The organism is Varibaculum sp. GTC20041 (assembly GCF_055387755.1).
In genome coordinates this window covers 1,553,681-1,569,495 of record NZ_AP041144.1, presented here as the reverse complement: position 1 = coordinate 1,569,495, position 15,815 = coordinate 1,553,681, and the positions used below count along the sequence as shown (strand labels likewise).

Here is a 15,815-nt window from a genome sequence, read left to right as displayed (position 1 = left end):
CTAGTCTCGCAGTTCCTTGCCGGTCAGCTGTAGGAAAACGTCATTTAGGGTGGGGCGCTCGGAGTAAATGGACTCATACGATACCCCGGCCTGGCGCAATTGGTCGATGAGGGCGGAAACATGGTTTTGTCCGTGCCGATAAACTAGCTGGACTGTGCGATTTCTGGTGGTAACTGACTCAATTTGGGGATCGGATTCCAGTTTTTCTTTAAGTTCTGGAGGCAGCTCCACCCCCTGCAAAGTAACTTTTTCTTCGATATCGGATAGCTGTTTCAACTCATTAATGGTGCCTTGCGCGATGATTTCACCCTTGTCAAGAATGATGATGCGGTCGCATATCTGCTCGACTTCTTCCATATAGTGAGTGGTGTAAACCACCGTGGCTCCGCGGTCACGCAAAGTGACTATACCGTCCAGGATATTGTTGCGGCTTTGGGGATCGACTGCCACGGTCGGCTCATCCAGGAAAATCAGCTCCGGTTGATGGGCGATACCGCACGCTAGGTTTAAGCGGCGCAACAGGCCTCCGGAGAGCTGCTTAGGGCGAAACTTTAAATAGTCTTGCAGTCCCACCAACTGAACCGCCTCTGCAATCATCGCGGCGCGTTTGCGCTTGTCCTCCAGGTACAGTCCACAGAAATATTCCAGGTTTTGCGCCACGGTTAGCTCGTCGAATACGGCTACGTCTTGGAATACCACCCCTAGACGCCGTTTAATGTCGAAGGCATCGGGGCGCATTTCTTTTCCGAAGATTTTCACGCTCCCGCTGTTAAAACGAAGCAGGGAGAGGATGCAGTTGATAGCAGTGGATTTTCCGGATCCGTTAGGCCCTAGTAGTCCTAAGATTTCGCCCTGACGAACTTGGAAAGTCAGCTTATTGAGGGCGCGTAATTGCTGGTAATCTTTGGTTAGACCCTCTACTTCAATAATGTTGGTCACGACGGTTCTCGCGTTCTTGGGGTGGTTATTGTTAAAGCAATTATAGCGAAGCTAGTCAGCGGTACCCCCCCAACCGTGGCGACGTTAATCGAGAATTAACCGAAAGTTATTGCAGATTTTAAACGCCGCCGCGGCTGAGGGTAGGAAGCTATTTTCGTTCAAGAAAATTCGAGTCGGTTAAACTGGCTGAGAAAACTCCTAGGAAAGCTGGTGCGGTTATGGGCAAGAAACATGTGAAAACTAATGCCATGCGCATCCTCGAAAATGCGGGAATCGCTGCACAAATGACGCAGGTTTCTTCCAAAGGGGAGTTTTTGGATGCCCTCGCGGTCGCGCAGGCTCTGGGGGTCGATCCGAATCTGGTCTACAAAACTCTAGTTTTGGAGGGCGGACCTGGGGAACACTTCGTGGCGGTAGTGCCCGCTACTCACGAATTAGATTTGAAAGCTGCGGCTCGGTGTTTCGGGGTGAAACAGGTAGCAATGTTGCCGTTAAAAAAGCTAACTCCGCTCACCGGTTACTTAAAAGGAGCGTGTTCGCCCTTGGGAATGAAGAAAGTTTTCCCTACGGTGATCGATCAATCCGCTTTTGAGCAAGAAAAGATTTACGTATCTGCGGGTAAACGCGGTTACCAGATTCTAGTTGCGGCTGTAGATCTGCAAAGGTTGATATCGGCGCGGCAGGGAGATATTTCCCGACCCTAAAGCGCGTAAGCCCTACAAGCAGAGATATGTTTGATTGGTTTTTATCTTCCTGAAAAAACGGAGTAAAGTTTCGGGTATACGAAACTTATGTAGGGGATACCCGTAAAAGTGGCTAAGGGAAAGTGCCAATCCGGTCAGATGCGGTAGTTTCCCCGATTCGGAAAGGTGAATCTGTGTAGATGGAAAAGGCAATGACCCCAGATTCTCAGCATGCTGTCGATGGGAAGGCGGCGGCCAAGAAAGGTTTGCTCCCGCTCCTAGGGCCAGCATTCGTAGCAGCAGTGGCCTATGTTGATCCCGGGAACGTCGCCGCGAATATCACGGCTGGCGCTCGCTATGGCTACCTGCTGGTGTGGGTGTTAGTACTGGCTAACTTGATGGCGGTGATCATTCAATATCAAAGCGCCAAACTAGGGTTAGTTACCGGAAAATCTCTACCGGAGATTTTGGGGGATCGGCTTCCCAAAGGTAAACGCATCGCGTTTTGGATCCAAGCAGAGATTATCGCAGCCGCCACCGACCTCGCCGAAATCGTGGGGGGCGCAATCGCTCTGCAGCTACTGTTTGGGCTGCCGCTGTTGGCAGGGGGTTTTATCGTAGGCTGTGTGTCTTTAGCGCTGCTAGTTTTTCAGAATGAACGGCGGCAAAAACAGTTTGAAAGCATCGTTATCGGCCTGCTAGTAATCATTACCGTAGGCTTCTTGTCGGGACTGGTGATTAGCCCGCCTGATCCCGCGGGAATGCTGGGGGGATTACTGCCCCGTTTTGCCGGCACCGACACCGTGCTGATCGCGGCCTCCATGCTGGGGGCAACGGTTATGCCGCACGCTATTTACCTGCATTCTTCGCTGGTAAATCACCGTTTTCCGGAGCGAGGCTCTCGCGATATTCCCCACCTGTTACGAGCTTCCAAACATGACGTGGCCTATGCGCTATTTGTCGCGGGAGCGGTCAATATTGCGCTGTTATTGCTGGCCGCCTCGGCGCTAGCCGGAAAGAGTGGCACCGATACTATCGAGGGTGCGCATGCTGCTATCGAAAATGCCCTGGGCAGTGGAATCGGAGTAGTTTTTGCGATCGGTCTGTTAGCTTCCGGTTTAGCCTCCACTTCGGTTGGAGCCTATGCGGGTTCGGAAATCATGGGCGGGTTGCTGCATATCCGGGTGCCACTATTTGCGCGACGCCTGGTTACTTTGCTTCCAGCTTTGCTGATTCTTTGGCTCTACCCCAACCCCACTTGGGCATTAGTTGTTTCCCAGGTGGCATTGTCTTTCGGGATCCCCCTAGCGGTAGTACCGCTCGCAGCCTATACCCGCAAGAAAGAACTTATGGGCAGCTACACCGATAGCCAGGCAATGCGTTGGACGATGGGCGCCATCGCGGGCTTGATAATCGCTCTGAATCTGCTGCTGGTGGTGCTTACTTTTATGGGAGTTGACGTATAAACCGCTGTCCGTAAAGAGGTAGGTTATCTCGGGAAAGCAGCCTGCGCCCTCGCGATTGGTTTTGATATCCGGGAGAGTAGATCCAAAAGTATTAAGGGTGAGTCCTCGAGAACTAAGCATTCTCGAGGACTCACCCTATTAAAGCCCTTAAACGGCTGAGGTATTAGATTAGTCTTCTTTAGGACGTAACCAGAGGCAACCCAAGGGCGGTACCCTGAGCTCTACCGAATAGGGGCGGCCATTCCACTCCATATCTTCGGCAGATACCTGACCTAAGTTGGTGACCCCGGAGCCGCCATACTTGGCGTCATCCGTGTTAATAATTTCTTCCCACTCCCCGCCGTCGGGTAGTCCTACTCGGTAGCCTTCGTGGGGATTGCCCGCAAAGTTGCAGATACATACCATCTTGTGTTCGCGTCCGCGATCATCACGGGACTTGCGTACATAAGAGATCACGTTGTGTTCGGAATCGTTGGATTCGATCCATTCAAACCCGGTGTGTTCGTCATCCCACAATGCCGGATCGGTGGTGTAGATCTGGTTCAAGTCCCGTACCAGTGCTTGCACGCCCTGGTTGCGCTCGTCATCTAGTAAGAACCAATCTAGGGAACGATTCGCATCCCACTCGGCGCCTTGGGCGAACTCGCCGCCCATGAACAGCAGCTGCTTACCTGGGTGTGACCATTGATAGGCGTAAAGGGAACGTACCCCCGCCAGTTGCCGCCAGTAGTCACCTGGCTGCTTAGCTAGGATCGAGCCTTTGCCGTAGACGACCTCATCGTGGGATAGCGGTAAAATATAGTGCTCCGAGAACGCATACACCAGGGAGAAGGTGAGTTCGCCGTGGTGCCAAGACCGGTTTACTGGGTCTTCACGCAGGTAACGCAAAGTATCGTTCATCCAACCCATATTCCACTTCAAACCGAAGCCCAAGCCCCCGGCATCGGTAGGAGCAGTTACCCCTGGCCAAGCTGTAGACTCTTCTGCAATCATGCAGATGCCCGGATATAGGCGGTAGCAGGTGGCATTGGTTTCCTGGAGGAAAGAAATCGCTTCCAGGTTTTCCCGTCCGCCATACTGGTTTGGATGCCACTGGCCTTCTTCGCGGGAATAATCCAGGTAAAGCATGGAGGCCACCGCGTCGACCCGCAAACCATCGATATGGAATTCATCCAACCAGTAAAGAGCGTTGGCCACCAGGAAGTTTCGTACCTCGTTGCGACCAAAGTTGAAAATCAAGGTCCCCCAATCGGGTTGTTCGCCGCGGGTGGGATCCGGATGTTCATAGAGTTTGGTGCCATCAAAGTCGGCGAGCGCAAACTGGTCTTTGGGGAAATGGCCGGGAACCCAGTCCATGATCACCCCGATTCCCGCCTGGTGCAGTTTATCTACCAGATAGCGGAAATCATCGGGAGTACCATAGCGGGACGAGGGCGCATAGTAGCCGCTCTGCTGGTAACCCCAGGAACCATAGAAGGGGTGCTCCGAAACTGGCATCATTTCTACGTGAGTAAAGCCCATATCTTTGACATAGGTAACCAGATCGTCAGCCAAATCCCGATAGTGGGTGTCATAAGACCAGGATCCGATATGCATCTCATAGACCGACATGGGGGAGTTATGGGGATTGGTTTTTGCCCGCTTGTCCATCCACTCTTGGTCTTCCCACTGGTGGTGTTTATCGGTAACTACCGAGGCCGTCAAGGGAGGAATCTCGCAGGCGCGCGCCATCGGGTCGGCTTTTTGTTGCCAGGTGCCATCCGGTCTTAAAATCTCGAACTTGTAACGAGCCCCAATTTCTACGTCCGGGATAAACAATTCCCACACCCCCGAAGAACCGAGGGAACGCATCGAGGAGGTCTCCCCGTCCCAATAGTTAAAGTCACCCACTACCCGCACCGCTTGGGCATTCGGTGCCCAGACAGCGAAGGATGCCCCCTTGGTTTGCCCCATCTCGGTTTCGTAGGTGCGCAGGTGAGCTCCCAGCACTTCCCAAAGTCGCTCGTGACGCCCCTCAGAAATCAGGTAAAGGTCGAATTCGCCAACGGTGGGCAGGTAACGGTAACCGTCATCTAGCTCTGTGGTTTCTTCCCCATAGGTGGTGCGCACCCGGTAATCAGGGATTTCGGTGCCGTCAAGGACTGTCACCCAAATGCCATCTTGCTCATGGGTGGCGGGGAATGTGCCCTTGGGAGTGATGATCTCTACCGCATCTGCCAGGTGGGCAACGGTGCGGATAGTTACGGAATCTTCCCCCACGTGGGTGCCGAGCACCGAATGGGGGTCAAAATAGCGTCCGTGAGCCACGTTAGCAAGGACGTCTGGATCTACAGGTACAGGTTTTGCGTTCATGCCTCTAGCGTGTCACGAATCGCCCAATAATTCTTTAGAATAACGCCCCGATTTCCAATTATTTTTTCACCCCGAGTTCCAGCAGCATGCATAGCCTTAAGCAACGGGGGGGATAATGTCCGCGCACAGGGCCGGATTTTGCCGCCCGCCCCGAAATCCGGAAAATGCTCTGGCATTTTCACGGATTTAGTGCCCGCAGCCTACCCTGCGGCATAAATCCACCCCTGCACGCTCAGTGCGTATCTCGCGGGAGTCTCGCACCAGCTGTGCCCCTTGCGTGGGGGAGAAGTTTTATCCGAGTGGGTGCGGTGGGCATAAGAATTCGGAAAAGGCCGCTACGTTTTCCGAATTCTTGGGCGGGAGGAAAAACTTCTCCCCCGCGCTTATCCCGGAGCGCTATTACAAAGCCAGCCCCGGGATAGGGAAACAGATCACCGATGTCTCACGCGTAACGATTATCCCCACAGGCAGCCGGATATTAGCCGGAAAGGTTACCAATCGAGGCTGAAGTATTGCACCTCTTGGAACTCCCTAATCCCTTCGCGGGCGCCCTCACGGCCAATCCCGGATTGCTTTACTCCCCCAAAGGGGGCGGCGGGATCGGAAACCAGGCCGCGGTTTACCCCAATCATTCCGGCTTCGACTCTTTCCGCGAAATGCAGCGCCCAGTTCAGGTCGCCGTAAACGTAAGAGGCCAGTCCCATTTCGGTGCCATTTACCATTTTGAGGAGTTCATCCTCGTCTGCATATTCCTTAACGGGGGCGAGCGGGCCGAAGATTTCGTTTTGTAGTAGAGGAGAGTCGGCGCGGGGCACCTCGATAACTGTGGGTGCCACGAAGTAACCGGCTAAATCCTTGGGGAGCGCTGCTTGCGCCAGGACTTTTGCTCCTTGGTCTAGGGCGGACGAAAGTAGCTCGTTCATTCCCTGCCTTGCTTTTTCGTTAACTACCGGACCGGTTTCGGTTTCTGGATCTAGTCCCGCGCCTACTTTCAGAGCTTCTACCCGCTGGCATAGCTTTTTCGTGAACTCTTCTTTAATGTCTTTGTGCAGGTAGATCCGGTTAGCGGCGGTGCAGGCTTGACCGCCGTTGCGGAACTTGGCAACCATCAGCCCTTCGATAGCGGCGTCTACATCGGCGGTAGCGCCCACTACGAAGGCGGCGTTTCCGCCTAGTTCCATGGCGGTGTTCACTACTCGAGGAGCGGCGAGCCCCAGCAGGGTGCGTCCTACCGGGGTTGAGCCGGTGAAGGATACTAGGCGTACTCGAGGATCGGCTAGCCAGGTTTCAGAGATTTCGGCAGAGTGGCGCGAAGGCACCAGGTTGACTACCCCGTCTGGCACGCCGGCCTCTTTTAGGATGCGCATGATGGCCAGGGCGGTTAAGGGGGTTTCGGAGGCCGGTTTTAGGACTACTGCGTTGCCGGCGGCGAGGGCGGGCGCGATTTTCCGGGTCGCCATGGCGGCCGGGAAATTCCAGGGAGTGATCAGCGCACATACCCCAACCGGGCGGGCAGTGACCAGGGTGCGCGAGCCGCCTGCGGGCGGAATCGCATAATCTCCGTCAGAGCGGACAGCTTCTTCGGAGAACCAGCGGAAGAACTCAGCAGCATAGGAGGCTTCGCCCAGAGAATCGGTGTAGGCTTTACCGTTTTCCCAGCTCATTAAACTAGCGAGTTCTTTAGCGGAAGCGATCATCAGTTCCCAGGCGCGGCGCAAAATCTCGGCGCGTTCGCGAGGGGAGCGCGCTGCCCACCCGGGTTGAGCGCTGGCTGCAGCATCGAGAGCAGCAATGGCATCGGCGGCGGTGCCCGAGCTTACTTCGGTAATCGTGCGAGTGGTGGCGGGATCTATTACCGGGAAAGTTTCCCCGCTAGCTGCTGGCCGGGTCGAGTTGTTTATCCAAATTGCTCTTTCCGGTTCCAAGTCTGCTACGTACTGCGTTAATTCCTTGCTATCCATAAACTCTTCTTCTCTTTTCGTTAAGATACCGCTTGTTCTGCGCCCTCGCGCACATTCTATATTCCTATTATCAGAGGTGGCAGGAAAAGTATCTCCCCCGAGCGGCCGGCCCGCTCGGGGGAGATATCAAGTCACCTCAACGGGCAGATTTTCTGCCATTAGGCAACGATCACGGGTAAAGACCGCGCCGTTTGTGCGCCTGCAAGACGCGCTCCACCGCCAATACGGTAGCTGCAACCCGCAAGGTCACGCCCTTTTCTTCGGCGTAGGCTTCTACGTCTTTCCAGGCGGCGGTGATCCGCTGTTCTTCTTCTTTTTGTACCCGCTCTAGCGGCCAGAAGAAGTTGTCGCGTCCTTGTACCCATTCGTAGTAGGACACGATTACGCCGCCGGAGTTTGCCAGAATGTCGGGAACCACCATGACGCCTTTTTCGTTTAGGATCTTGTCGGCGGCGGAATCAGTCGGGCCATTGGCGCCCTCGACAATAATCTTGGCTTTCACGTCGGGAGCATTGTCCTTGGTGAGCACGCCTTCAATGGCGGCCGGTACCACTACGTCGACGTCCAGCAGTAGCAGCTGGGAGGCATCCATGGGTTCGGCACCGGGGAAGCCTACGACTTTGCCCTTTTCGTCAACGTATTCGCCCAGAGCCTTGGTGTCGATACCGTCGGCGTTGTAGATAGCGCCGAAGATATCGGAGATGGCGACGACTTTGCCGCCGCGACGCTGCGCGATTTCGGCAGCGCCGCGCCCTACTTTACCGAAGCCTTGGATCGCCAGGGAGGCGTCCGCGAACTTAATGCCCTTTTTCTTCAGAGCGGCTTCTACCATGATTACTACGCCCAGAGAGGTCGCTTCTGCGCGCCCCAAAGATCCGCCGAGAGAAACCGGTTTACCAGTACAAATCCCGGGGACGGTGTAGCCTTGGAACTGCGAATAGGTGTCCATAATCCAGGCCATGGTCTGTTCGTTAGTTCCCACGTCGGGGGCGGGCACGTCCTTTTCTGGGCCGATAATCGGCAGAATCTCGGAAATGTAGCGGCGAGTTACCCGCTCGAGTTCGGCTTGCGAATACTTGCTGGGGTCAATAGTGACCCCGCCTTTAGCTCCACCATAGGGCAAATTCACTAGGGCGCATTTCCAGGTCATCCACATGGATAGGGCGCGAACTTCGTCAATATCGACGTGTTCGTTGTAGCGGATGCCGCCTTTGGCCGGTCCGCGCGTCAAGTTGTGTTGTACCCGGTAGCCGTGCAGCACTTCATGGGTGCCGTCGTCGCGACGAATCGGAATGGAAACGCTCATTTCACGGCGCGGCGAAGCGAGCATCTCGTAGTCGCCCTCGGAAAATCCCAGGATTTTCTGGGCTTCCCGTAGCTGATTCTTCGCGTCCTCATAGGGATTCGGTTTGTAATCCTCGGACATATGTTTTGATCTCCTTTAAGGTTTTCAACTGGGGTCTGGCCTTAGTTTTTCTGACTGACAGGAATCATTTAGGACGATTGTCGTCATTGCTAAGGTGGTCGGCGCCCCATCACCTCCGTTTTGAGCGGCGGTAACTGCAGTCTATCTAGGACGAAAGTCAGGGGTAAATATGCGGTATGCATAAAATCTAGAACTAGAATGTGCATAATGTACATATGATTACTGTGCAGGCGCTGCTCGGGCGGCCGCATTTACATATTCAGTCCCTGTGGTGCCCAAATCCTTTGGCGAAGCTGCGGTGGGTGGCGACCTCGGAACAAATAAATCCCGCTACTTTCTTAGAGGGAAACGAACTGTTGCTAACCACTTCCGCGGGGAATCCGAAAGGGGCATCGGGCTGGTTGGAGTATGCCCAGCGTCTGGTGGCTGGGGGGATTACTACCCTAGGATTTGGCCTGGGGGTAAGCCACGATACCGTTCCCCCGCTACTGGTACAGGCAGCCCGAAAAACTGGTCTTAATCTGATTGAGGTTGCCGCCGATCAATCTTTTGTCGCACTTTCGCAAGAGGTGGCGCGGATGATAGAGGTCGAAGCCACCTCGGGCAAATATAAACTGACGGCTTTGCAGCAGCGCCTGATCCAAGCATCTGCGCAACCGCGCAGTGTAGACACGATTACCAGGGAGCTAGCGCGGGGGATTGGCGCGCGGGTAATTATCAGAGATAAGGTGGGCAGGGTAGTAGCCCAAGCGGCCGCACCCACGTTGCCTGCCGATTTAGGGGAGTTTTCAGAACAGTCTTGGGAGAGATTTTCCGCCAATACGGCGCAGCTTTCCTTTGAAACTGAGGAAGGCTACTGTCTTTTCACTCCGATAAATGCCCTCGGGCAGGAAACCGCTTGGCTGCAAGCCTGTTGGAGCGTGTTTCCCCCGCCGTGGCAGCAGCAGGCCCTTTCGCAGGCGGGGTTGTTAGTCGCCTCGGCGTTAGCTAATTTCCGCTTTGTTGCCTCCTATCATGGACGCTTGCTGCAACGGGCATTTGAACTGTTACTTTCTGGGGAGCTGGGGGCGGCGCAGATTCTAACCGAGATGGCGTTTCCGCTCTCTCGCACGCTGAGCGGACGCTATGTGCCGGTAGTAGTGGCCGGGGAGGAGGGAGACCTGCGGGCTTTAGCTGCCAGAGTGGAGCGGGCAGTGACTAAGACTATGCCTCCGCCGCTGTGGCGTTTTGGCGCCGAAAATCTGGAAATGGCGATTCCGGTAGCGGCACTGCCGCTAACTTTGTCGAACTTCTCTCGCAAAGAATTTTCGGCTCTGCGGGCGGGGGTGGGGCAGGATTACCCGATCTCGCGGTTTAATGCCGGCCTAGCGGGGGCGCGGCAAGCCTTGCGGCACACCGGAAATACCCAGCCGGTAGCCCGGTGGGAGGAGATTTCCCGTTCCGGACTATTGCAGGTAATGGGGAGAGAAACGGTAGCGGCGTTTTCTCGGCAGTTCCTGCTGCCCTTACGGGGAGAAGCAGACCTGCTGGCGCTGCTGGAACAGTATGTTGCTACTAAAGGTAACCGGCAGCAGATGGCCAAGACCCTGGGACTACACCGCAACACCGTGGCTAAGCGGCTAGAAAAACTGCAAAGCAAACTAGGCGTTAACCTGGCAGAAGCCGGTGCCCAAGCCTCCGCCTGGGTAGCCCTCCAAGGACGCAATTCCTAGCGGTCTTGGCGCAGTTTGCGAGCCGTGAGCACTCCGGCACCGGCCAGTGCCAAGATCGCGGAGATCAAAGCCAAAGTGGCTCCGTTCGCACCGGTAATTCTCAGTGACGAGGGCGCCGGTCCCGCGCTAGTGCCAGAGGCCTTCGAACCACCGGTCATATAAGCACCGGCCGGTGCTTCGGTAGCTCCACCGTTTTGGCCAGCTGACGGCTGCGTAGTAGTTCCTCCCTGGTTACCCGGTTTGGTTTCAGAGGTGGGGTCAGTACTGGGCGTAGTCGGATCGGTAGTCGGATTTTCAGTAGGCTCCGTAGTCGGCTCATCCGTGGGATCGGGAGTCGGTTTATCTTCCGGTTCCGCCAGGTTAACGAACGGTTTCGCAGCGGTTTGCGACCATTTACCATCCGTTCCCTTACTGAAAGAAAGCGTTTGATCCGCTGTCAGTTGCAGACCCTTGGCAGTGGTTAGCTGCTTTAGCTGGTACTGTAAGGACACGTCGCTAACCTGTACCCGGTAGGCACCGGTAGCGGGATCTTGGTCAGTACGAACCGCAAAGGTGGTGGTGCCACTGACAAAATCCGTGACCTCAAAGGCCGCTGCGGCGGGCTTACCATCTTTGCCCAGGGGAGTGACCTGGAAAGAAGTTCCGGCTACTGGCTGACCTTTACCATCAACCACCTTCCAGGTGAGTTCCCCGCTGACCGGTTTGGGATCAGGGGTCGGCTCGTCCGTGGGATCAGTTCCGGGGGTAGTCGGATCGGTAGTCGGCTCGTCTGTGGGATCCGGGGTGGGATCGGTGGTCTGCTTGTTATTGCTGATCACCAGCGTCCCCTCAGTAAGGTCAACCCCGGTGTCATCTACCGAAACCTGGGCTTTTCCGTTCTCAAAACTGATGGTGTAAATCTTGGTGTCTTTGTCGTAACCTTCCGGGGCAGCGGTCTGCTGCAACTTATAGGTCTTAGCTTGATTCAAAGTGGCCTGGAAAGAGGCATCCGCCTTATTCTCCGTGACCGGAACGGTATCGCTACCATCTTTCAGGGCGAAACTGCCGCCCTCTAGGGGATTAGAATCCTTATCTACCAGTTTCCAAGTAAACTGCGCGGTCTTAATCACTGGGGTGTTTTCAAACTTGAGTCCGCCCAGATCAACCTTTTGGCTGTAGCGTCCATCGGTTTGCAGCTTGAAGGTGACCACCTGGGCGCCGGTCTTGGGAACGAAATCAGCGCCAGCGGTTAGCTGTTCCACCTGGTATTTAAGAGAACCATCTGGAACTTCTACCCGGTATTGCCCCAGATTTGGATTCAGATCCCGATCCCCGGCGATTGCGGTGACATCAGATACGATGAAAGACTTCGTGGTATCCAAGTTCTGCCCATCAGCTTTAAAGGCAGTCACCTTAAAGGAAGTGCCGGGCACATACTGCTTAGCATCCGCGGAAGAAACCACTTCCCAACGAATCTCTGCCTTGGTGGGAAGTTTAACGTTCTTAATAACCAGACCCTGATCTGCCAAAGGCTCACCATTTATCTGCGGCTGGTAGGTGTCACCCTTGGCAACGAAAGTGAGCGTATAGCTGGCGGTATCGGCTTTATAACCACTGGGAGCAGTAGTTTCGGTCAAAGTGTAGGTCTTGGCGGGATCCAGATTCGAAGCGCTATATACCCCGGGATCGGCTGCGTCCTGGGAGGTAACCGTCAACGGGGCTTCCCCACCGCTCAGGGTGAAGGTAGCTCCATTAAGGTTCTTGCCGGCAGTGTCCGTCAGCTTCCAAGAGAAGGAAGTAGTAGCCGGAGGCTTCGGTAGAGCCACGTTGGTGAAGGTAACTTCACTGGTTTCCTTACCGGCAACCACCGCAGCCCAAATCCCATTGGCGTTATCTTTTTCTACGAAACTTATTTGATAGGAGGTAGCGTCACCCAGCTTGTAGCCTTCGGGGGCGGCAGTCTGGGTGAGGGTGCAGGAGTCCTTAGTGGGATCTAAAGAAACGTTATAGGTACCGGAGGCGCTACCTGCAGCAGGAAGTGTTACCTCCTCAGAGCCGCAAACCAGTTTGAAGCTGCCGCCGGGTAGCAGGTCATTGGCGGTATCTTGTAGTTTCCAGTTGAAAGCTACTGGCTGAGGAGGCAGCGGAGTCTTGGTGTTAGTAATAACAAACGCTTCCCTGCTTACTGCCTTACCATCTACTTTTGCCTGGTAGCCCTGGGAGGTCTTTTCAAAAGTAACGGTATGACTGGTCTGCTCCGGCAAGTCGTAGCCTTTTGGAGCAGCGGCTTGGGTGAGCACATAGCTCTTTGCCGGATCTAAGTCATTGGCGGTGAAAGTACCGGAAGTAGAATCCGGAACGGTAACTGCCGCGCCGTCTTTTTCAGTCAAAGTAAACTGTCCGCCAGTTAATGGCTGGCCCTTATCATCTTGCAGCTGCCAGGTGAATGCGGTTTTTTCCGGCTTGGGATCCGGGGGAGTAACCGTGTCCTCACACTTAGTTACCGCTTTCACCACGGTATCGGCGCTCAGCTTGGTCTGCGTTAACTGATCCTCCGCAACCGGGGCGTCATTGAGTTCCCAATGATCCACCGCGCAGGTCTTACCCGAAACCGAGGGTAAAGTTACTGCCGGTAGCGATCCGATAACAGTATTCGGGGGCAGGTAACGCGCAGTGGTATACGCCTGGGGGAGGGAGCCACCCTCGCCAGCTACCTGGTACTTCAACGAGTACCCCTGTGCCCACAGCAACCCGTCCTGGGTGTAAATCTGGCCGTTAACTGGGAAGATAAAGGCATCCGCCGCGTTCTTGTCGCCGTGATAGGCGAACAGTGAGGGGGTCACTCGCGATTGCAGGTAATAGTTACCGGCCTTGGGAACCGACAGTGCCAGATTATTGTAAAGAGTGCTGGTCAGAGCGGAGGAAAGCACAGTTTCGCCCTCGGGAGTGACCAGGGAGAAAGGCACTGACTGTTTATTTTGGGTGAGTTTAGCTACCGCGGTACTCAGACCCAAAGTTTGCGGATTGCCGGCTCCGTCCGCTTTGCCATCAGCAAAACGCAAGTTTAGTACCTGTCCCTTGCCGGAGCTAGTGTCTAGCGGCATATTTTCCCGGTCGGCAAGCGGGTAGGTACGCTGCGTGCTGCCATCAGTGCGGGGAGAGCCTTCGGGCGAGGTCACTTGGAGCTTAGCGCCGGCGTCCAAGTTTGCGGTTACCGAGCTGCCCCCACCGGAACTTTGGAAACCTAGCCCCACTCCAGAGGCGGCCTGTCCACCAATCAAATCCAGATTAGGGCTGCCAGAAAGAGTGATTCTAGCGGGAACTTTACTCCGATACCCGGAGCCAATTGCTGCTCCGAAGCCGTAACCTAACTTTTGAGTTTGCTGCGATACTGGCTGCACGGCGACTTGCACGGTGGGAGAGCCAGAAATGCTGACCTGGAAGGGATCGGATACGTAGGTATCGATAAACCCGGCACTACCGATTACCGCCCCATCACGGCGTCCAAAGACTTTCGCAGTCACATTTGCCTGGTCGGTGAGGCTTACCCGTCCGGAACGGTTAGCGGCAGCGCCAATAGCTCCGTTAACCGCAGTGTACTTTTCGGCGGAATCCCTGGCGGTCTCGGCATTGACTCGCGCATTCCCCGAAATAACCACCTGGTTTTGCTCGGCGGCGCGAATCGTATCCTCGTTCAGTCGGGAGTTTCCGGTAAACAGCTCGTCTGAAGGGAGACCGCCCGCCCCGATAGCGGGAGATTCGCTTACTACCCCCAGAGCCTCAATATAGGCACTATCAGAAATGGTGACCTTAGTAGCTCCAGAGGCGTAACCCCCACCAATCGCGGCGCCGCGACCATTAGAATAGGCGGTTACCTGGGCATTGCCAGAGATTTTTACATTTACATTGGCGCTGTCCGGACCAGACCCGATAGCCGCGATATCCCCGGCCTGATCGAGGTTAGAGTCCGCGGAGCCCACTGTGACTTTGCCGCCGCTAATAGCTACTTCACAGCCAGGAGCCTTTGGCCAGCCGAGACTAGCGAAGTTTTCGTTCCAGTTGCCCACCCCCCGGCAACCAATATTCATCGCGCTATTTCCGGTGTCAGCAGTAGCCGGGCTGACCTGGACAAGGCCGCCAGAAATATTTACCCGTGGGTACGGCTGGGTGAAAGCAGTCTTTATGTGTCCCTCAGAATCTTGCATGGGGGTAGTGAAACTACTTGCCCCCAGGGCGGTGTGGTTCCCGGTAGCGTTAATCTGTCCGCCGCTAACGTTGATAGTTACCGTCGCGTTTTTCTGTGCCCAATCGGCTTGTGCACCTGCCGGAAGCTGAACCGCACCGCGACCAGTACCGATGAAAGCCCCTCCGTACGACCCGTTGCCGACTTTTGCCAGGTTGACAGACCCGCCTTTGACATTGATAGTGCCCCCAGCGCTCCAGGGGGTTTGATCGTAGTTGTTGAGCCAGCTGGGGTTAGTGTTCGGGTTCACCTCGTAGTAAGCACCACCGGAACCAATCAGGGCAGCACTTTCGGAAGATCCCTTGAGGTTTAAGGTGCCGCCAGCAAGGTTAATGGTGCCGAAGGTTGAAAAGTATTGGGTTCCAATCAGGGCTGCTTGAGAGCGGGGAGAGCCGGGATTGTTCAGGTTCAAGACACCCGATCCCGCCTGGCCGACATTCAAAGTAGTATCTGCCTTTACCTGCACCAAGGGGAGCGGAACCGGGTATTCCTTGGTGGCATTTTCCGAGGAGGCGTCCTGGCGGGTGAAAGTGTTTGTCCCGCTAAAAGCCAGGCGGTTATTGGCATTGTTGTCCCCCGCGGTGACCATCGCCAAGTCTGGGTGGGAGGAGTTATCGATATTGAGGTTGTTTACCGTCAGGGTATGACCTGCGGTGACCAGGAAAGACAGTCCCTTAAAAGTCTTATTAGTCGCGCCGGTTACGGTGACGTTGCCCCCAACAGTGATGGTGCGCTTTGAGGCGTCGGCAGGCAAAGCAGAATCGCTGAGGTCGATGTCCTCGGTGAGGACGGTACCCAGCTGGTTCCAGGATTTGATGACCTTACCGTTGGCGGCGTTAGCGACACCTACCGCTAAAGCCGGGCCGATCAGGGCGATCATGTATCCGATTAGGGAGAGGGTGAGGACTAGCGCCGTGGGGCGTTTAGCTAAGGGATTGCGCATCAGGACTCCTGCTGGTTTCCTCAAAGTTACAAAGATTACAATTCTGTAACAAGTCTACCAGAATTTGAGGTTGATCCGCTAGTGAGTTCGCCCTTAAAAACTTATTGTTTA

Annotated in this window: 8 protein-coding genes; 3 read left to right on the top strand and 5 right to left on the bottom strand. The window is 55.1% G+C overall.

The window, feature by feature from the left end:
• On the bottom strand, positions 1-939 hold the full coding sequence (locus tag ACZ5BI_RS06570) for an ABC transporter ATP-binding protein (RefSeq protein WP_464895919.1): 939 nt from the start codon (positions 937-939) through the stop codon (positions 1-3).
• A 218-nt stretch (positions 940-1,157) separates the two neighbouring features.
• Here ACZ5BI_RS06570 and ybaK point away from each other — a divergent pair, with 218 nt between their 5' ends.
• A complete protein-coding gene (gene ybaK / locus ACZ5BI_RS06565) occupies positions 1,158-1,643 on the top strand; it encodes a Cys-tRNA(Pro) deacylase (RefSeq protein ID WP_316087283.1) in 486 nt (161 codons plus the stop codon).
• 191 nt (positions 1,644-1,834) lie between these two features.
• Positions 1,835-3,088 (top strand): Nramp family divalent metal transporter, encoded by a 1,254-nt coding sequence (locus ACZ5BI_RS06560; protein ID WP_464896789.1) that lies wholly within the window; start codon positions 1,835-1,837, stop codon positions 3,086-3,088.
• Positions 3,089-3,256: 168 nt separating this feature from the next.
• On the opposite strand, the gene glgB is transcribed toward ACZ5BI_RS06560, so the two are convergent.
• The 3 genes from glgB to ACZ5BI_RS06545 form a co-directional block, all read right to left on the bottom strand.
• Positions 3,257-5,440: a 1,4-alpha-glucan branching protein GlgB gene (glgB, locus tag ACZ5BI_RS06555; protein WP_024058408.1), complete on the bottom strand. Its 2,184-nt coding sequence runs from the start codon at positions 5,438-5,440 to the stop codon at positions 3,257-3,259.
• Between the two features lie 491 nt (positions 5,441-5,931).
• Positions 5,932-7,401 (bottom strand): NAD-dependent succinate-semialdehyde dehydrogenase, encoded by a 1,470-nt coding sequence (locus ACZ5BI_RS06550; RefSeq protein WP_464895918.1) that lies wholly within the window; start codon positions 7,399-7,401, stop codon positions 5,932-5,934.
• A gap of 169 nt (positions 7,402-7,570) precedes the next feature.
• The gene (locus ACZ5BI_RS06545) at positions 7,571-8,827 is read right to left on the bottom strand and encodes a Glu/Leu/Phe/Val family dehydrogenase (protein ID WP_024058410.1); all 1,257 of its coding nucleotides are present in this window, start codon (positions 8,825-8,827) and stop codon (positions 7,571-7,573) included.
• A gap of 200 nt (positions 8,828-9,027) precedes the next feature.
• Here ACZ5BI_RS06545 and ACZ5BI_RS06540 point away from each other — a divergent pair, with 200 nt between their 5' ends.
• Positions 9,028-10,539, top strand: a complete 1,512-nt coding sequence (locus ACZ5BI_RS06540) for a PucR family transcriptional regulator (RefSeq protein WP_464895917.1) — start codon at positions 9,028-9,030, stop codon at positions 10,537-10,539.
• Here ACZ5BI_RS06540 and ACZ5BI_RS06535 read toward each other — a convergent pair.
• Positions 10,536-15,704 (bottom strand): SpaA isopeptide-forming pilin-related protein, encoded by a 5,169-nt coding sequence (locus tag ACZ5BI_RS06535; RefSeq protein WP_464895916.1) that lies wholly within the window; start codon positions 15,702-15,704, stop codon positions 10,536-10,538. The genes ACZ5BI_RS06540 and ACZ5BI_RS06535 overlap by 4 nt on opposite strands.
• Between the last annotated feature and the right edge of the window lie 111 nt (positions 15,705-15,815).

Bases quoted from the DNA above. Each gene is read 5' to 3' on its own strand.
- ybaK (WP_316087283.1), top strand. From the start codon at position 1,158: ATGGGCAAGAAACATGTGAAAACTAATGCCATGCGCATCCTCGAAAAT.
- ACZ5BI_RS06560 (WP_464896789.1), top strand. From the start codon at position 1,835: ATGACCCCAGATTCTCAGCATGCTGTCGATGGGAAGGCGGCGGCCAAG.
- glgB (WP_024058408.1), bottom strand. From the start codon at position 5,440: ATGAACGCAAAACCTGTACCTGTAGATCCAGACGTCCTTGCTAACGTG.
- ACZ5BI_RS06550 (WP_464895918.1), bottom strand. From the start codon at position 7,401: ATGGATAGCAAGGAATTAACGCAGTACGTAGCAGACTTGGAACCGGAA.
- ACZ5BI_RS06545 (WP_024058410.1), bottom strand. From the start codon at position 8,827: ATGTCCGAGGATTACAAACCGAATCCCTATGAGGACGCGAAGAATCAG.
- ACZ5BI_RS06535 (WP_464895916.1), bottom strand. From the start codon at position 15,704: ATGCGCAATCCCTTAGCTAAACGCCCCACGGCGCTAGTCCTCACCCTC.